Genomic DNA, 19,494 nt, shown 5'->3' with positions numbered 1-19,494 from the left:
ATTTTAGCCTAAATTTTAATCTAAAATAGCTGATTCTTGAAATTAAAGAATCAGCTATTTTAGATATATTCTTATATATCTTATTAATTGAAATTAAATAAAGTTACTTATCAATCATAAATTTATGAAGCGCATATACCCTTTTGTTGTTTAAGTTGCAATTTTTCTAGTCCTCTTATGGCTTCTTTTAAAACGTCTAATTTTTCCACTAAGGCTATTCTTACATAACCCTTTCCTCCATAACCAAATCCACTTCCAGGTAACATAAGCACATCTGTTTTTTCTAATACATAACTTATAAACTCTGTATCTTTCATATGTTTATATTCATCTGGTATCTTTACCCAAAGGAAAAATGAGCCTTCTGGTGCTTTAGCACTCCACCCAATTCTATTTAGTTCGCTTACAAAGTAATCTATTCTTTTTTTATAAGTTTCGGCTTGATACTTAGAATATGTCTCCATATTATCAAGCATATCTATTGTAGCTTTTTGAAAAGGTATAAATGTTCCAAAGTCTACATTATATTTTAAAGTTTTTGCATTTTCTATCACTTCTTTGCATCCTAATGCAAACCCTATACGCCATCCAGCTACATTACAAGATTTACTTAAACTATATAACTCTATACAAACATCGCTACTATTAGGTAGGGATAGTATACTAGTTACATCATTGTCTTCGTAACAAAGTTCTCCATATGCTACATCATGGATTATTTTAAAATCATACTTTTTAGCTAGTTTTATAGCTTTTTCTAAGAAACTTTTAGGCAATATTTTAGTTGTAGGATTTCCTGGAGAGCATAGTACCATTACCTTTGCATCAATTAACTCTTGTTCTTTTATTGAATCTAGGTCTGGAATAAAATTTACTCTATCGCATGGAAAATATATAGTTTGTCCTCCTATTAAATGTACAATGTTCATATACACACTATATGATGGTGATGGAATTAAAACCTTATCTCCTTCATCTAACATAGCTGATAGTAGATAATAAATTCCTTCCTTAGTTCCATTTAAAAGTGCAACTTGATTTTCTTCTTGTAATTCCACATTAAATCTTCTCTTATAGTATCTAGATATTGCTTTTTTAACATCTTTTTCAGTATCTTTATCTGAAAATCCATATCCATGTACATTTTCATCTTGAATATACTTATTTAAATTATTTATTATAGATCCATTTGGTGGATCTATTGGATTTCCTATAGATAGATTTATTACCTTATCTTTTTTTGATAATTCTTTATCTATAAAACAAAAAGCATCTTCTGGTATTGTGTTTATATACTTTTTACTCATATCCCCTCATCTCCCTGTACTATCTTATTGGTTTTTCAAAATCAACTTGTCCAATAGAAATATCTCCAGATAACACTTTTGCCTCAAACTCATCTATAGTTTCATTTAACTTAATTACTATGTCTGAAATAATCTCACTATCTAGGTACATAGACATTGGGAATATTAAAAACGCTGTATGATTTATATCCCCAGGATAAATTTTATACTCAGGTACTATACTTATTAAAGGAACTACTTTTCCAGCATTAACTTCATCCCAACAATACTGCATAAATGCTTTTGCTATACTTTCATAGCTTCCATTATATTTTTTCTCTATTCTATTAAAATCAATATCAAATACAATTTCCCATCCTAAAGACTTATTTAATATGGATATTTTTTCACTTTCTTCTAATTTAGTTTTTAATTCTTCACTTATAGATTTTAATTTAATTAAGTAATCTTGAAAACCTGTTCTTCCCAATCTATTCATAGCTATCCAAGAGTTTACTATACCTGTTGCCGGTCTTGAATTTTCAAAAGTATATCTATATGCTCTAAAGTTACCAAACTCATAGTCATCTTCTCCATATGAGTACTTACCATCATTTAGATAGTCAAAATTATCATCTGTCTTTGATATAAACATACTTGTTGAATAAGGGCATAAACCGTTTTTATGCATATCAACTCCGAAAGAATCAAAGTTAGAAATCCCTTCTATTCGTTTAACTACTTCCATAATTTTATTCCTAATTTTTTCATTTTGAATTTTTTCATTTAGTTCAGATTCACTAACTCCTATAAAATTCATCCATAACCATCCTATAACACTATCTAAATGAAAATATGGGAAATAATCTTGATTACTATTTTCAAACAGCTCTTTTACATTTTTATATACACTTACTGTATCATCACAGGCAAAGTTAATAGTAGTTCCTCCTGCACATATAATTGCAGCTACCTTTTTCCCATTTTTATGTTGTTCTTCTATGGTTTCTAATAAATTTTTAATATTCATCTTCCAACCATCTTCGGATTTTATCCTTATACAATTGTCTGATCCTAATCCTAATATTGAGCATACATGTTCAACACAATAATGTGAAGATTCATTAGTTAATACTACTAGATTTTTATCTATTCCCTTATTCCTAGAATCTGGATCTATTTTTGATATTGCAGACTTTACAGCATATAAAAGTGTTAATTTTCCACCGTTACAAGCTACTCCATGAGCATCGTTCCATCCAGCTAATTTACCTAACATCCTAGCAATTTTTTGTTCAAATAATAATACTTTTCCCCCAAATGAATCCATTAAACTGTTTGTATTATATAATTGAGTAATTGTAGATGCTGCCACAGTATCTATTAATGGCGATGGCACCATATTAAATAAAGAATATGGTGATTGAGTTCTAATACTACCTTCAAATAACTCTGATAAATTTTCAAATACTTCTTCTGAAGATGATCCTTTCTCAGGTATAGCTACTTCATCTAATATTTCGTTATATGAAAATGTATTAACTTTAAATTTAGGATTTAAATCTTTGTTATTTAAATGTTCATGTATTGCTGAAATTTTTTGTAATAACACATCAAAATTACTTTCATTTGATTTTAAGAACTCCTTTTCTAGCTCCATGGAATTTAATAGTGATGCTGACCCCATATCATTTTCTTCCCTAATTAAAATTGTTGATTCCAATGTGATTCCCCCTGTTCGTTGTTTATTCTTAAAATATTTTTTCCCTTTCACTGTAATGGTAGTCCCTTTTACCTTCAATTGTCTACCAATAAATTATATTTTTTTTATAAAAAAATAAATTTATATATTTAATTTAATTTTAACTTTGGCTAAATTAGGCTAAATTACATAAGTTTTTTATAATATTTTTAATCTATTTTATAATTATGAAATTACCTATTAAATTTAAATAAGAATAATATTTTTTAATTTATACATTTTATTAAATTTTTTTAATTTTCTTTAATCATTGTTATTTTAAAATAATTTACTAATTTATAAAAATAAACTTTTCATAATATTAAGTTCACTGTTTTATAACATAAATTTTATAGTAATATTTAAGATTTAACATGTAATTTTAATATTTAGAAATAATATAATTTTTATTGTTTTAAATTTTAAGTCCGCATATATTTTTGTTAATTTATTATTTATCAAATAGAAAAAATTCTCATAATTAAATTTATCTTATAAAAAGTTTTTTAAGGAAAGAACTATTAAATATCCTTATTGTAATAAATAAAGAGCTCATATTTAATATGAGCTCTTTATTTATATATTTTTTAAAGTTTTTATAGCATCTGTAGTTTTTATTTTTCGATCTATTGCTTCACTAGATATTTCTTTTACCACCTGAGTATAAATAAGATCTATTAAAAATATCTGAGCTAATTTTGAAGATATGGAGCCGGTTTCTAGAAGCGTTTCTTCAGATATATATTCAAGATGTATATCTGATATATCTTTTAAACTAGATTCCTTTTTCTTAGTAATAGAAATAACATCTACTTCATTTTCTTTTGCAAGTTTAACTGTCTTTATAATTTCATCAGTTTCTCCTGAGTGAGATATAGCTATTAATAAATCCCCTTTTTCCATTATGGATGCCATCATGATCATAGTGTGACTGCTATCAAAACTTACACAATTTAATCCAATTCTCATAAATTTATAATTAGAGTCTTGTGCGATAATTCCTGAGTATCCTATACCAACAAAATAAATTCTATTTGCATTGATTATTAATTGTGAACTTTTATGAATATCTTGCCCATTAATTATATCCACTGTACTTTCTAGTGTATTTATGTTGGATATTAATAATTTTTTAGCTGTATCTACAACTGGTTCATTATTTTCTATATTGCTATTTATTATATTCTTGTTTTTACTTAAACTAGAAATTTCTTGAGCCAAAGTAACTTTAAAATCCTGTAATCCATTAAATCCCATTTTTTTTGAAAATCTAGTTATTGTTGCTTCTCCTATATTACTTTCTTTAGCAATTTGAGATATTGGCTTGTAAAAAACATCATCTATATTATTTTTAATATACTCTATGAGTATTTTATCCGATTTTGTAACTTTAAAATTTGGTGATTCTAAATTTTCTATAATTCCCATGAGTAAAACCTCGGTTCATTTATATTTTATTTAAAAAATTGTACAATGCTCCTATCATACCTGCATCGTTTTGTTTTTTAGCAAATTCTATTCTTGTATTATCATAAATATTTTTTATAAGTTCTTGACTTAAAGCATCCTTTAACCTCTTTTTTATAAACTCCCCTTGAGCCATTATGCCTCCTCCTAAAATAATAACTTCAGGATTTGTTACATAGCATAAATTTGCGATTCCAATTGCTAATGATTTTATCATATAATCAATTTCTTTTAAACAATCCTCATCTTTATTTTTAGCCATTTCAAATATTATTTTTCCATTTAAATCTTTTTCAGATATCCCCTTCGCTTTAGCTACCCTTTTTACTAGACTAGTTGTAGATGCTAAATCTTGAAATCTTTTACCATCTACATTCATATAACCTATCTCACCTGCACTATTACTAAATCCAGATATTAATCTATTATTTATAATTACACAACCACCTATACCTGTTCCTATAGTCATACAAACTGCTGAACTACTGCCTTTACCAGCTCCTAACCAAATTTCTCCTAATCCAGCACAGTTCACATCATTTTCAACCTCACATCTTATTTTAAATTCTTCTTCAACTTCCTTCTTTATTTCCATACCTGTATACCCAGGTATTAATTCCTCTAATGAATATATTATTTTACCTTCATTTGGGTCTACCATTCCAGCTGTAGATATACAAATACCTTCTATACTATAATCATTAATATATTTTTTTACTATATATTTAATTTTTTCTAAAATTCCTATTCCACCTTCTTCTAATGCTTTTGTATCCATGCAATCTTTAGTTATTATACTTCCATCTTCATTTAAAACCCCATACTTTATAGAAGTCCCACCTATATCTATACAAATAAATTTTTTCATATTATATTCTCCTAACTAATGTAATTATATTATATAAAATAATTTAGGGAGAGTAGTAAACTACTCTCCCTTTTAAAACTATCTTAAAATAACTTTGAAAATAGCTTTCTTTACCTTACTTTTTTCATTAACTTTTATAGCTGTCATATGAGCATCTTCTGGATAACAAATTAGAAAATCTCCTTTTTCTAAAGTAACATATCCATTAGCTTCTCCTTCTAGAGGTAAGAAATCATCTTTTTCTTTATATTCTTTTTGAATCAAATTTTCTATAAATCCAATATCTATTCTTTCACTACCTTCAAGCATATAGTGTATATCTATATACTTTTTATGTGCTTCCCAAAATCTTTCTTCTTTTTCAACAGTTTCATATTCTACTATATTAACGAAAATATCTTCTCCATCTATTGCATAGCTTCCTTTTTCTAAATCAACTAATGAATTATTCTTTGCGTATTCAAAACAAGTTAATAAATCCTTTTCTATGTTAGAATACGTTTTCTCATGTGCTATATTTCCAAATATCATATTAACTGCCTCCTAGTTAGATTCATAATATATTGTAGATTCACTATCAACCTTATTAACTTTATTAGTAAGTTTTAATTGTATTAAACTTGATATTTGCCCAACTACAACAGAAGTTGTTATAGTTATTAAAGAATATGCCCAAGAACTAACATCTGGAACATTATACTTTAAGTATATAACTAATATAGCTGATACTGCAAACCCTATATATGCACCTAGTTTAGTAGCTTTCTTACAAAATGCACCAAGTACAAATATGCCAGCTAATACTCCTAAAACTAGTCCCATGAAACTATTAAACCATTCATATGCTGATTTAATTTCTCCATTTGCTAATACAATTGACACTCCTATTGAAAGTATACCTACCCCAAGAGAGATATATTGTGCTATTTTAGTTTGTCTTTCAAGACTCATATCTTTATTTATAAGAGTTTGTATATCTAATGTCCAGCTTGTTGCTACTGAGTTAAGACCAGTAGATAAAGTTGATTGACTTGCTGCATATATAGCTGCTAATAATATACCTGTTATTCCTACTGGTAATTGATATGCTATGTATGAAGCAAATATTTGGTCTTGTTTAACTGTTTGAGCTAGTTCTGGATTTTGGCTGTAAAATACAAATAGACAAGTTCCTATTAAATAGAATATTGTAGCAACTACTATTGATAGTACTCCGTTTCCATAAGTCATCTTCTTTAATTGTTTTAAATCAGTAGTAGTTGTAAATCTTTGAACTACGTCTTGACTTGATACATAAGATGAAAATGTATTAAGTCCTGCACCTACAAATATTATAAATGCACTTGTCTTTAATATATTCGGATCAAAAATAACTTCTTTTTGAGCTAAGAATTTTTGCCCTGATGTTAAAGTTTCCATAACAGTTCCAACTCCACCGTTTATGTTTGCTATTAAGTAGATTAATGTTCCTGTTACCCCTACTATAAGAACCATACCTTGAATAAAGTCTGTCCATAAAACAGATTTTAAACCACCTGTATATGAATAAATAATTGCTATTACACCCATTGCTATTATAAGTATGTTTACTGATATTCCAGTAAGTTCAGCTAATACAACTGATGGCAAGTACATTATAATAGACATACGACCTATTTGATATACTATAAACATTAAAGCTCCTAAAACTCTAAGACCTTTACTATTGTATCTTATTTCTAGATATTGATATGCTGTATCTAAATCTAATCTACTATATAATGGTAAAAAGAATTTTATTGTTAAAGGTATTGCTATAAATATTCCTAATTGTGCAAACCAAAGAATCCAAGTTCCACCATATGAGTTTCCTGCTAATGATAAAAATGAAATTGGACTTAGAAGTGTCGCAAAGATTGAAACAGAAGTAACCCACCAAGGAATAGTTCCATCACCTTTAAAGAACTCTTTTCCTTTCATCTCTCTCTTTGAAAAATGAAGTCCTGCTAGTAGCACTGCTAATAAATACACTACTAGTATTACAAAATCTACAACTGTAAAACCACCCATAGCCTTGTATCCTCCTTTTAAATTTTCAATTGTATTTCTTACTTATAGGGATTATAAGTAACCTTATAATCCCTTAATTTTTTATTGGAAGTACTTTTTATTCATCTCTTTCGCTTTTGCTATCATTTCTTCTGTAGCTTCTTTCATAGGTTGTCTACAATAACCTGCTTCTACCCCTTGCTCTTCAAGTATTGCTTTTATTGTTTGATATAGTCCGTTATTTAATATATCTGTTATTAAATCATTAGTAACATGTTGTATTTCTAATGCTTCTTTTATTTTTCCTTCTTTAGCTAATTCAAATATTTGTCTAGCTCTTACACCATTTACGTTAAAAGTAGATCCTATAGCTCCATCTACTCCAAGAACAGTAGCTGGTAACATCATTTCATCAAATCCTGCATATATTAATTTATCTGGGAATCTTTTTCTCATTCTTTCTAATAGGTAGAAATCTGCTGCTGTAAATTTAACACCTATTATCTTTTCATTCTCAAATAACTCACCAAATTGATCTAAACTCATATTAACTCCAGTTAAGAATGGTATTGAGTATATTATTAATTTATTATCTACAGAATTTATTATTGTTTCATAGTAGTGCTTTATTTCTTGGAAATCAAATTTGTAATAGAATGGAGTAACAGCACTTATTGCATCGTATCCTAAATCAGTTGTAAACTTAGCAAGTTCTACAGCTTCTTTAAGATTAACAGATCCAACTTGAGCTATTAATTTAACATCGTTTTTAGCTTCGTCTTTAGCTATTTCGAAAATTCTTTTTTTCTCTTCAGTAGATAACATGAAGTTTTCTCCAGTAGATCCTCCTACATAAAGACCATCTACTTTACAATTGTCTATGTTGTGTCTTACTATTTGTCTTAATCCCTTTTCGTTTATGTTTCCATCCTTATCAAATGATACTAATAACGCTGAATATATTCCTTTCATTCTACTTTCCTCCAATATCAATATAATAGTTTTTTTATTTATGTTATATTGCCTTTGCAAATTTTGCCGTAATAAGTTGTGGTCTTGTAATAGCTGATCCTACTACTGCTGAATGTATACCCGTTTTATAAGCATCTTTTAAATCTTGAGGTGTATTTATTTTTCCTTCTGCTATAACAGGTATTTCTAAATCTCTTACAAGATTTTTCATTAAATCAAAATTTGGTCCTTCTAAACATTCTGTATAAGGAGTATATCCTGCTAGTGTTGTCGATACACAATCTACTCCTAATTCTTGTGCTTGTATACCTTCTTCATAACTTGATATATCTGCCATTACTAAAATGTTTTTTGATTTTATATAATCTATAAGCTCTTTTAAACTTTCATTATTAGGTCTTTTTCTACTTGTTGCATCTAATGCTATCATTTCACAACCTGTAGTTAAAAGCTCATCTATTTCTTTCTTTGTAGGAGTTATATATATATCTGAATCTTCGTAATTTCGCTTTATGAGTCCTATAATAGGAAGTGAGGTTACTCTTTTAATTTCTTTTATATCTTCAACTCCTTGAGCTCTAATTGCTACAGCCCCACCTTCTTTAGCCGCAATAGCCATTTTTCCCATTACGAATGAACTATGTAGCGGTTCATTTTCTAAAGCTTGGCATGATACTATCAGCTTATTTTTAATAATATCTAACATTTATACTCTCTCCCCATTTTTTGAAATTTATTTTCTTTTTATGTTTTTATAATACCATGCAAACTTTTTCCTTGCAATATATTTTCATATTTTTTTTAACTTTTTAGTCAAAATTCTTGTTTTTCGATTTAGAACATCTTGTTTTGAAATTTAATTTCATTTTTAAGAAATATTTTTTCATTTCAATTCAATTTTATAATTATTTTATATCTCAAATTTTAAATTAAAACAAAAAGAACTACTTATTAATAAGTAGTTCTTTTTTATTTTAATTTGCAGTTAACCTATCTATGATACTAACAAGATTAGCTATTTCTGGTTTAGTTATTTGTTCATCAGCTCCTATTGACTTACCTTTTATACGCATTTCTTCACTTATTAATGAAGAGAATAATATAAGTGGTATATCTTTTAAGACACTATCATCTTTAACAAGTTTTGTTAATCTATGACCATCCATTAAAGGCATCTCAATATCTGAAACTATACAAGAAACATGAGCTTTAACTGGATCTCCACAAATTTTAACTTCTTCTAAATAATCCCATGCTTCCTGACCATTATCAACCTTAATTGTATTTTTATAACCAGCTTTATGTAAACATTCTACAATCATCTTAGAAAGTAACATAGAGTCTTCAACTATTAAAATAGTTTTATCATACTCTTTACGATTACCTAGTCTTTCTATTTCTTCAAATTGTATACTTGACTCAGGACTTATTTCTGCAACAATTTTTTCAAAGTCTAGTATAGTTATAAGTCTATCTTTATATTCTGCTATACCTGTTGCTACTCCTTCATCTCCGCCATATATAACTTTATCCGGCTTTTTAATTGATTCCCAAGATACTCTAGCAATTCCAACTACCGTTTCAACATGGAATGCGAAGTTTAATTTATTAAAATGTGTAACTATAAAAATATCATTACTAGTGTTTTGAGACTTAGGAAGATTTAAATATTTTCCTAAATCAATAACTGTAATAATGTCATTTCTTGGCTTAAACACACCTTCTACTACTTCATGTGAATTAGGCATTTTCTTTACTTCTTGAGCTATCATGATTTCTCTTACTTTTGCTACATTTATTCCGAATAATTCACCTGCGATGGTAAATTCCATAATTTCAAGTTCGTTAGTTCCCGATTCCAAAAGTATTTTTGTTTTACTTGTACTTTCTGAAAATCCCATAATTAACCTCCCGTTGTTACAATTATAGTAACTATCAAAATATAATTACTTTGTATATACGGAACTTTTTTTTAAATCTAGAGAGTTCTTTCAATTTACTTATATGTGTATATGTTAATTAATTTCATGGATTTTGTGGATATGTAATGAAAACTTTTTCAGTTTTTTGACTCCATCCTGTGAATTAAATTAAAATTAAATTTTATTATTTTCTAAATATAAGTTAATATCTACCTTTAAGTCATTTTAAATCCAATAAAAAATTATAAATATTATAACTATAACCATTAAAATTCCAGTTAAGTTATCCACTATAGAACTTGGATTTATATATACATATGGATTTAAAATGATCAATTTATTATTTTTCTCATTTTCTTTTTTTATCATATCCATTAATATCATATTAAAATTTAACGCTATTGGAGAAAGTAAATTTTTTTGATTCATTTCTTCTAAATTTTTAATTACTTTTGATATCACTTCTTGTTTTTGTTTCTTATTAGTACAATTTTTTAATTCTTCCTTCAAAGATTTATATTCTTTTGATAAGGGTTCTATTAAATCTTTTATATCTGTATACTTTTCATTTATTATAATTTGTTCTTTAGGAGTAAGCTTTTCTCCCTTTATTACTTTAACAATCGTAGCTTCTATTTTTTTATCTTCCATATTAACTTGCTTTGAAAATTTTTCTAACTCTTTTATTAGAGCCAACTTTACTTTTACTTCCGGTTTTGTAAGGGTACCTTTTTTATCACTTACTTCTATATCTTTTATTATATTTTTTATTACTTGTTTTCTTTCATCATCATTTTTACAAACTTTTAATTGTTCTTTTATTTGAGTTAGTTCTTTTTTAGATTCATTTATAAATTTTTTTAGTTTTGGATATTTTTCACTTATAAATTTTTCTTCTTTTGGTGTAATTCTTTCTCCTTTTAATTTCTTTACACCTATCACTTCTGCCTTTTCATCTTCTAAATTAACCTTTTGAGCGAAATTTTCAACATCTTTAATAGCCTCAAGTTTTATTTTCCCTTGAACTTCTGTTAATAAACCTTTCTTTATCATAGTTTTAATACTGTTTATAACTTTTGATATTACTTCTTTTCTCTCTTCTGGAGTTTTACAATCTTTAACTTGCTGCTTTAAAAGTTTAAACTCCTCCTTTGTTTCTTTTGCAAATTGTTTTATATCTGGATATTTTTTATCTATGAATTTTTCTTCATTTTTTGTTATAGGTTCTTCTATAATTATTTTTATAGCTATTAATTGTGCATTTTCTAATTCTTCTTTAAGTTTTAATAAAAAATCTTTATTATTTATCTCTAAAATACCATTTTGTTTTGTATCTGACTCATCATTTGTTTTTATAGGAATTTCTGTGTAAGTATTTACGTTATATGAGTTTTTATTTATATTATTTATCATTTTTCTACTCCTCATATTATATATATTCATAGTATTTATACGGTACAGATGTTAATCTCTAGACATCATTAAATCTTTGAAATATAATAGTTATAAAACTATAACTATTAATATATAAAAATTAACGAAAGAAAGGATAGATATGAATAAAATAGGATTAATATTAGAAGGTGGCGGTATGAGAGGCATATATACTGCTGGTGTGTTGGATTTCTTTATAGAAAAAGATATAGAAGTAGATATAGCAATTGGTGTTTCTGCTGGAAGTTGTCACGCTTCATCTTATTTATCAAAACAATATAAAAGAGCCTTTCATGCTACTATTGACTATATAAATGATAAAAACTATATAAGTCTTAGAAACTTAATTAAAACAGGGTCTATATTTGGTATGGAGTTTATGTTTGACACTATACCCAATAAACTAAATATATATGATCATGAAGCCTTTAATAAATCTAACTCTAAGTTTGTAGTGGTTACTACAAACTGCGAAACAGGAAATCCTGAGTATTTTGAATTGACAGATTTGAAAAAAGAAATAACATATATGCAGGCATCTTGTTCCATTCCAATGTTTGCAAATATAGTTGAAATTGATGGCTATAAATTAGTAGATGGTGGAGTTGCTGATTCAATTCCAATAGAGTATGCATTGAATCAAGGCTATAAAAAAAATATAGTAGTTCTAACTAGAGATAAGACTTATAAAAAAAGTAAACAAAAATTTACATCTATAGTAAAAAGAAAATATAAAAAATATCCTAAACTTGTAAAAGCCATTGAAAATAGACATATAAACTACAATAAAAGTCTTGAATTAGTAAGCACTCTTGAGGCTAAAGGAGATGTTCTTGTTATAAGACCTAAAAATCCAGTTAAAGTTAGTCAGGTTGAGAAAAATATTGATAAGCTTACGGCTTTATACAATGAAGGTTACAACGACGCAAAAGAATTATACAGTGATATATTAAATTTTATAAACCCTTCACATTCCCAAATTTAGGTATACTAAAAAAGAGGGCATATTATTTCACTATACCCTCTTTTTTATTTAAATCAATTCTAAACTTAAAAGTTCTTCATGACTTTAGATTATAAATATTAATTTTATTTGTTAATATTTTTTCTCAAATTTTTTAAACAGTAAAACTTTAAGTTCCACAGTAAGTTCTATAAGGACAACTTGACGGCTTTGGTAACTTAGAATACTCCTCTTGTTCTTTTGAGTATTCATATGGTTTTGATAAAACTTCAATAAGCTTTTTCATTTTATCAAAATCACCTCTATCAGCTGCATCTATTGCTTCTTCAACTCTATGATTTCTTGGAATTACAGCTGGATTAGATGATTTCATTAATTCATGTATTAAATCACTTGATTGATTTTGTCTATTAAGTCTTTCTTTCCATAACTTATACCAATTTTTAAATTCTTCACTTTTATACATTTCTTTATCATCAAATTCATTAAGGGTTAAATTTCTAAAAGTATTTGTAAAGTCTTCCTTATATTTTTCCATCATGTTAAGTAAATCTTCTATTATAGCTTTATCTTGTGCTTCCTCATTAAACAAGCCAAGTTTTGCTCTCATATTAGACATCCAATTTAAATAGTATAATTCAGTAAAATTGGATATAGCATCTTGAGCTATTTTTATAGCTTCATCTTGATTCTCATTTATTAAAGGTAATAGTGTTTCAGCAAATCTACATAAATTCCATTCTGCCATAATTGGTTGATTTTTATATGAGTATCTACCTTGAGTATCAATTGAGCTAAACACTGTATTTTCATTATACTCATCCATAAAAGCACAAGGCCCATAATCAATAGTTTCACCACTAATAGTCATGTTATCTGTATTCATAACTCCATGTATAAACCCAACAGATTGCCATTTAGCAACAAGATATGCATGGTATTTAATCACTTCATTAAGTAAATTTAAATATTTATTTTCATCATCTTCTATATTTGGATAATGTCTTTTTATTGTATACTCAGCAAGCTCTTTTAATGCTTTTTCTCCTCCAAACTGAGATGCATATTGGAATGTTCCAAATCTAATATGGCTTGATGCTATACGAGTTAAGACTGCTCCTTTTTGAATCTTATGTCTAAAAATATCTTCTTCCGTTTTTACAACTGCAAGACTTCTTGTTGTCGGTATTTTCAATCCATACATGGCTTCACTTATTATATATTCTCTAATCATAGGTCCAAGTACAGCTCTTCCATCTCCACCTCTAGAATACGGTGTTTTTCCAGACCCTTTAAGTTGAATATCATATCTTTCTCCTGATGGAGTTATTTGTTCTCCAATTAATAAAGCTCTTCCATCTCCTAACATTGTAAAATGCCCAAATTGATGTCCTGCATAAGCTTGAGCAATATATGAACCCTTGTCTATAGCTTCATTTCCTGAAAGTATTTGAATTCCTTCGTAGCTTTTAAGCTCATCTATATTTAACCCTAAGGAATTTGCTAAAGGTTCATTTAAAATAACTAGTTTAGGCGAAGTAACTGGATTTAAATTTATTTTGCTATAAAATATGCTTGGCAATAGCTCATAGCTATTATCTAGATTCCATCCCATTCTTTTAATATTTTCTCTTGTATTCATTTTATCTCCTATATAATATTTATTTGAATTTTTTTAATTTTTATTTTATGTAGTTAATATACCCTTAAATTCTATTTACAATTACTCTATCCATAAATTTTAAATAAATAAAAATCTATTTAAATTTTCTAATAAATTAAAATAGCCATATCAATATTGATATGGCTATTTTTAATCTATTTACATGTTTAATTCTGGATATAATATTTTAAATATCTTCATATTTTGCTCTATTTTAGGAAGATAATATTTATGAGCATATTCTCTTCTATCAAATTTATCATCCTCACCATTTTTTACATTCCATTCCTGTATTGTCTTATCTAGATCTTTATTATTATACTTAGATATATAATATGCACCTAACTTTAAACTAGTTTTTTCATCAACAAGATTTTCAGGCTTAAAATTATTAATATTTAATTCCTTTGCTAATTTAATAGCAGATTGATCACTAAGTCTAAAAATTCCATTGTTTGAGTTCTTTTCATACTTTTTATCATCAAATCTAGATTCAAAATGTCCAAGTGATGCTAATAAATACGGATCTAAATTATATTCCTTTGCAATACTTTTTATATCTAATGTATATTTAACAGGATATATTAATGTTCTAGCAGTAAAAAATGCACCACCAACCAGTAATATAATAATTCCTATAGTAATATATATTATTTTTTTCATATTTTTCTCCTCTAATTATTTTTAGTAACTATATCAAAATAAAATTTTGATGTAATTATATAGTAAATTATATAAATTATTGAATATGGTATAAGCGTCCATCCCATTACCATTGCAATATTTTGACCTAACATATTACAAACAACATAATTTGCAATAATACTATGAATACTTCCCACTAGTAAAGGCACAAAGAAATTCACTCCAACTTGCTTATACACAGTTAACTTTATATCACCGTTATCTACTCCTACTTTTTCCAATATATTATATCTAGGTGCTTCGTCATGTGCTTCTGATAGTAATTTAAAGAATATAACACTACCAGTACACACTAAAAATACTAATCCTACGAAAACTCCTATAAATACCATTATCCCTGCTGTTGTAAATGCATCTTTAAATGTAATATAGTAAGAATCTACTAAGCTATCTACTGATTTTTTATAATCTCCAACTGCATATTTTTCAGTTAAATCAGAAACTATTCTATTAAATTTTTCTCCATCTTTTTGATTAGAAATATTGTATATATAGTAATTATTTAATTTATTGTTTGATTCTAACTCTTTAAACATTCCATCTGATACAACTATAGTATTTTGAGGTTCCATTGAGTTATATAATTTTTCATCCAAATCATATTTAAGTTTCAAGTTCATAATATTGTCATTATTTTTTATAGCTACTGATTCTATATGATAAAAATCATTTTCTTTAGGATATATATGAATAAACTCATTATCACCTATTTTTTCTACTGTGTTTTTACCTTTTAAATTTAATAACTTATTTAAATTAGATATTGATATAACCTCATACTCATCAAAGTATCCAAAATCATTTTTATCACTAGATTCTTTTGTTATATAGGTAAATTCAGCTTTATCAATTAATTTATGATTTGTAGATTTACCTAGTTTTTCTTCAAATTCTCTTATATAATTTTTATTATCCATTTTTAAAGTGTATGAAAATGGAGCAGATTTATCTACACTTTGAGAGCTCATAAAATATGTTGAAATAGATACACCTATTGCCGTTAAAGTTGTAGCACTCAATATTGATATTATAGATAGCATTCTTGCATTACTTTTTATTCTATATAATAATTGAGATATAGCTATCATATTTAAACCTTTATAATAAATTCTCTCTTTATTCTTCTTTTTCTTTATAAAAAAGTACATAAATGATCCAAAGAATAAAAATGTACCTATAACTACAGTTACTAATGTAACCATAGATGCAATAATTAAATCCATACCTTTTAAAACAAAAAGATAATTTATATATCCAAATCCTATCAGAATTATAGACATTGTTGCTTTTAATTTAGAACCTTTACTTACTTTTTCGGATACACTTGAAGCCTTAAATAATTCTATAAGCTTAAATTTATATATAATCCTATTACTCTGGCAAGCAATAACCAAAAATATAATCATAAAAAGTATAAATGTATCAAATATTCCTTTGAATGATATAGTAAATGCTATAGTTAAATTTAAACCAATAAGCTTCAGAAGTATCATTAGCATAAGCTTTGAAAATATGATTCCAGATATTATACCTATAACTAGTGCAGCAGTTCCTATTATTAATGTTTCAAAGAATAATAATAGCCCTATTTCTTTATTTTCAATTCCTAAAAGTGCATATAATCCGATTTCTTTTTTCCTCTTCTTTATGAAGAAACTATTTGAGTACCATATAAATAATACTGAAAATAAAGCAATTATAAATGATGCTGAATTAAATGCAGTAGATGCTTTGCTACTAGCTGATAATGCACTATCTATACTTGGGTTATATTGTAAGTTTTTAAATGCATAATATATACCTACCGTAAATACTATTGAAAAAAAGTATAAGAAGTATCCTTTTAAATTTTTCTCTATATTCTTTTTAGCTATATTAAATAAGACCATTATCTCCACCACCTATCAAAGATAAAGCATCTAGTATTTTGTTTAAAAATTCTTTTCTAGATCCTTTTCTCATAATTTCTTTAAATATTATTCCATCTTTTATAAATAGAACTCTTTTGCAATAACTAGCTGCAAATGCATCATGTGTAACCATCATTATAGTTGCATCTTGTTCCTCATTTAACCTAGTCATAGCATTTAAAAGATCTGTAGATGATTTTGAATCAAGTGCTCCTGTTGGTTCATCTGCTAATATTAGCGATGGATTTGTTATTATAGCCCTAGCACAAGCAGTTCTTTGCTTTTGCCCTCCTGATATTTCATACGGATATTTATTAAGTAGATCTTGTATCCCTAATGTCGTAGCTATCGAATTTACCTTTGTATTGATTTCATTCATATTTGCACGAGCAAGAGCTAGCGGAAGTGCAATATTATCTTTTACAGATAAAGTATCTAATAAATTAAAATCTTGGAATATAAAACCTAAGCTTGTTCTTCTAAATTTAGCAATTTGTTTATTATCTAAATTAGTTGTATTTTTACCCTCAATTTTAATTTCCCCACTTGAGGGTGTATCTATAGTAGAAACTATGTTTAAAAGTGTACTTTTACCAGCTCCGGATGGACCCATTACTCCAACGAATTCTCCTTTGTTTATTTCTAAATCTATTCCATTTAATATTGTTTGAGTATTTTTTTGATCCCCATATGATTTTTTTAAATTTTTAACTTCAAGTATTTTTGCCATATTTACTACCTCCTTGTTCTTTACAGTTATTTAGTATATATGGACTTTTAATTTTTTAATATCGATTTACATATCAATAGACTTACAAATTTGTAATCTAGGAAATAATAAAAAAATATCCCTATTAAAATAGGGATATTTTATATAGTTTGATAGAATAATCCATCATTTGTACAGTAGAAATATAGTCTTCCATGACCTCTTTTTCTTAATCTAAATTCTAAATTCCACTCTGGATATTGTTTCACGATAATCACTCTATCTCCTCTTACATAAGCTAAAAATGATATATAATGTTCTTTTTTCATATCATGTTTAGAAGTTATAAATAGCTCATCTTCTACTGGTTCTACGTTAAGAGTATGTTCATCTTCTGATTTTTTAGCATTTAATGGTTCTATCTTCTTTCCACAGCAAGATATAGTTGCATCTCCTGTAGCTGTCATTAAGTTATTGCACTGTGGACATACATAAAATTTTAATTTGTTCATATTTCCTCCTACTGATTCGTTTAAATTTATTTCACCTGATAAAATTTCATCAACACTTGTACCTAATATATAAGCTAACTCCGGAAGTAATGATACATCAGGACAGCCTTGACCTCTCTCCCATTTGCTTATTGCTTTATCGCTTATATTCATTTCATCAGCAATTTGTTTTTGTGTCATATTTTTTTCTTTTCTCAGTTGGTATATCAAGTTACCAATCTTTTTACAATCCATTGGCATCACCTCTTTATATTAATTTAAACTAATTTTATATTTCATACAATAAACGAACCGTAGAGTATTATATTTTTAATATATTTACAATAAAAAAGTATACTCAATATATTGAGTATACCTCTTTATTTTTATATTATAACTTTAATTTTTTTATATCATTAGTTAGACATGCTTTTATTCATTTTTAGCATCTTATACAATCTATAATATTTGTTTTTTATAAGTTGTTATTTTACTATTCTATTGTTAAAACATCATTCATGTCATAGTATCCTGGTTGTTTATCAATTAAATACTTACAAGCCATTACAGCTCCTTTAGCAAAAATAATATTAGAACTTGCCCTATGTTTTATTTCTAAAACTTCATCTTCTCCTGAAAAAATAACATCATTTTCTCCTATTATAGTTCCACCTCTTATAGTATGAATTCCAAGTTCATTTTTTTGTCTAGAACAATCTCTACCTTTTCTACCATAGATATTTTCCAGTTCATACCTTAATTCTTTTATAACATCCGCCGTCATATAAGCAGTTCCACATGGACAATCAGTTTTTCTATTATGGTGTTTTTCTATAATCTCTATATCAAATTCATCTAATAATTTAGTTGCTATATTTATTAATCTAAGCATAACAGTTATACCAATTGATGTATTTGAAGATTTAAAAACTGGGATTAATTTAGAAGCTTTTAAAATTTTTTTATTTTGTTCTTCTGTATATCCTGTTGTTCCTATTACTATAGGAACCTCATTATTTATAGCATAGTCTAATATTTCATCTATTCTAGATGGTTTTGAAAAATCTATTATAACATCTGCTTTTTCTTTTATATATTTAAATTTTTTATAAACTTTGAAAGACTCATCCTTTAAATCAAATTCTGATACTACACATGACAAATCTACCCCTTCAGTTTCTTTTATGCATTTTAAAATTTCTATACCTGTATTTCCCAAGCCACTTAAAATTACCTTTATCATGTATTCATCCCCTTATGTTATAAATTTCTATATCTTAACATTAAACTTACTTATATATTTATTTTATATTAAATTCCTTTATTAAAAAACA

17 protein-coding genes are annotated in these 19,494 nt (G+C 26.7%); 1 reads left to right on the top strand and 16 read right to left on the bottom strand.

The genetic code is table 11. The features are described from left to right. Positions 1 to 122: 122 nt before the first annotated feature. The 10 genes from ATCC9714_RS01735 to ATCC9714_RS01690 form a co-directional block, all read right to left on the bottom strand. Positions 123 to 1,307: a pyridoxal phosphate-dependent aminotransferase gene (locus tag ATCC9714_RS01735; protein WP_057545611.1), complete on the bottom strand. Its 1,185-nt coding sequence runs from the start codon at positions 1,305 to 1,307 to the stop codon at positions 123 to 125. Between the two features lie 19 nt (positions 1,308 to 1,326). After that, on the bottom strand, positions 1,327 to 3,009 hold the full coding sequence (locus ATCC9714_RS01730) for a pyridoxal-dependent decarboxylase (RefSeq protein WP_206541469.1): 1,683 nt from the start codon (positions 3,007 to 3,009) through the stop codon (positions 1,327 to 1,329). Positions 3,010 to 3,603: 594 nt separating this feature from the next. Further along, positions 3,604 to 4,455: a MurR/RpiR family transcriptional regulator gene (locus ATCC9714_RS01725; protein ID WP_054629662.1), complete on the bottom strand. Its 852-nt coding sequence runs from the start codon at positions 4,453 to 4,455 to the stop codon at positions 3,604 to 3,606. A 19-nt stretch (positions 4,456 to 4,474) separates the two neighbouring features. After that, positions 4,475 to 5,362, bottom strand: coding sequence for an ROK family protein (locus ATCC9714_RS01720; RefSeq protein ID WP_054629661.1), 888 nt, complete (start codon positions 5,360 to 5,362; stop codon positions 4,475 to 4,477). 78 nt (positions 5,363 to 5,440) lie between these two features. Then, the gene (locus tag ATCC9714_RS01715) at positions 5,441 to 5,893 is read right to left on the bottom strand and encodes a YhcH/YjgK/YiaL family protein (RefSeq protein ID WP_021126408.1); all 453 of its coding nucleotides are present in this window, start codon (positions 5,891 to 5,893) and stop codon (positions 5,441 to 5,443) included. A 12-nt stretch (positions 5,894 to 5,905) separates the two neighbouring features. Next, positions 5,906 to 7,411: a sodium:solute symporter family protein gene (locus tag ATCC9714_RS01710; protein ID WP_057545610.1), complete on the bottom strand. Its 1,506-nt coding sequence runs from the start codon at positions 7,409 to 7,411 to the stop codon at positions 5,906 to 5,908. Positions 7,412 to 7,492: 81 nt separating this feature from the next. After that, a complete protein-coding gene (locus tag ATCC9714_RS01705; protein ID WP_057545609.1) occupies positions 7,493 to 8,362 on the bottom strand; it encodes an N-acetylneuraminate lyase in 870 nt (289 codons plus the stop codon). Between the two features lie 43 nt (positions 8,363 to 8,405). After that, complete coding sequence (locus ATCC9714_RS01700; protein ID WP_021126413.1) at positions 8,406 to 9,068, bottom strand: N-acetylmannosamine-6-phosphate 2-epimerase; 663 nt, start codon at positions 9,066 to 9,068, stop codon at positions 8,406 to 8,408. A 268-nt stretch (positions 9,069 to 9,336) separates the two neighbouring features. Further along, positions 9,337 to 10,263, bottom strand: a complete 927-nt coding sequence (locus tag ATCC9714_RS01695; protein ID WP_021130082.1) for a chemotaxis protein — start codon at positions 10,261 to 10,263, stop codon at positions 9,337 to 9,339. 246 nt (positions 10,264 to 10,509) lie between these two features. Then, positions 10,510 to 11,697 carry a hypothetical protein gene (locus tag ATCC9714_RS01690; RefSeq protein WP_057545608.1) on the bottom strand — a complete coding sequence of 396 codons (1,188 nt, stop codon included), beginning with the start codon at positions 11,695 to 11,697 and terminating at the stop codon, positions 10,510 to 10,512. Positions 11,698 to 11,839: 142 nt separating this feature from the next. Here ATCC9714_RS01690 and ATCC9714_RS01685 point away from each other — a divergent pair, with 142 nt between their 5' ends. Next, positions 11,840 to 12,703 (top strand): patatin-like phospholipase family protein, encoded by an 864-nt coding sequence (locus tag ATCC9714_RS01685; RefSeq protein ID WP_057545607.1) that lies wholly within the window; start codon positions 11,840 to 11,842, stop codon positions 12,701 to 12,703. A 148-nt stretch (positions 12,704 to 12,851) separates the two neighbouring features. Here ATCC9714_RS01685 and ATCC9714_RS01680 read toward each other — a convergent pair whose 3' ends face one another. The 6 genes from ATCC9714_RS01680 to dapB all read right to left on the bottom strand — a co-directional run bounded on the left by ATCC9714_RS01680 (position 12,852) and on the right by dapB (position 19,403). Next, complete coding sequence (locus ATCC9714_RS01680) at positions 12,852 to 14,324, bottom strand: protein adenylyltransferase SelO (RefSeq protein WP_057545606.1); 1,473 nt, start codon at positions 14,322 to 14,324, stop codon at positions 12,852 to 12,854. A gap of 180 nt (positions 14,325 to 14,504) precedes the next feature. Next, the gene (locus tag ATCC9714_RS01675) at positions 14,505 to 15,008 is read right to left on the bottom strand and encodes a transglycosylase SLT domain-containing protein (RefSeq protein WP_021126421.1); all 504 of its coding nucleotides are present in this window, start codon (positions 15,006 to 15,008) and stop codon (positions 14,505 to 14,507) included. A gap of 11 nt (positions 15,009 to 15,019) precedes the next feature. Further along, complete coding sequence (locus ATCC9714_RS01670; protein ID WP_057545605.1) at positions 15,020 to 16,939, bottom strand: FtsX-like permease family protein; 1,920 nt, start codon at positions 16,937 to 16,939, stop codon at positions 15,020 to 15,022. After that, on the bottom strand, positions 16,926 to 17,690 hold the full coding sequence (locus ATCC9714_RS01665; RefSeq protein ID WP_057545604.1) for an ABC transporter ATP-binding protein: 765 nt from the start codon (positions 17,688 to 17,690) through the stop codon (positions 16,926 to 16,928). Before ATCC9714_RS01665 ends, ATCC9714_RS01670 begins: the two co-directional genes overlap by 14 nt. 140 nt (positions 17,691 to 17,830) lie before the next feature. Next, positions 17,831 to 18,415, bottom strand: coding sequence for a helix-turn-helix domain-containing protein (locus ATCC9714_RS01660; RefSeq protein ID WP_021130089.1), 585 nt, complete (start codon positions 18,413 to 18,415; stop codon positions 17,831 to 17,833). A 238-nt stretch (positions 18,416 to 18,653) separates the two neighbouring features. Next, on the bottom strand, positions 18,654 to 19,403 hold the full coding sequence (gene dapB, locus ATCC9714_RS01655; protein WP_057545602.1) for a 4-hydroxy-tetrahydrodipicolinate reductase: 750 nt from the start codon (positions 19,401 to 19,403) through the stop codon (positions 18,654 to 18,656). Positions 19,404 to 19,494: the final 91 nt, after the last annotated feature.

Origin of the sequence: Paraclostridium sordellii (genome assembly GCF_000953675.1) — a bacterium.
In the GTDB taxonomy this organism is placed as follows: Bacteria; Bacillota; Clostridia; order Peptostreptococcales; family Peptostreptococcaceae; genus Paraclostridium; species Paraclostridium sordellii.
Note: the sequence above shows the minus strand (reverse complement) of the source record. Positions and strands in the feature narration are given on the sequence as shown.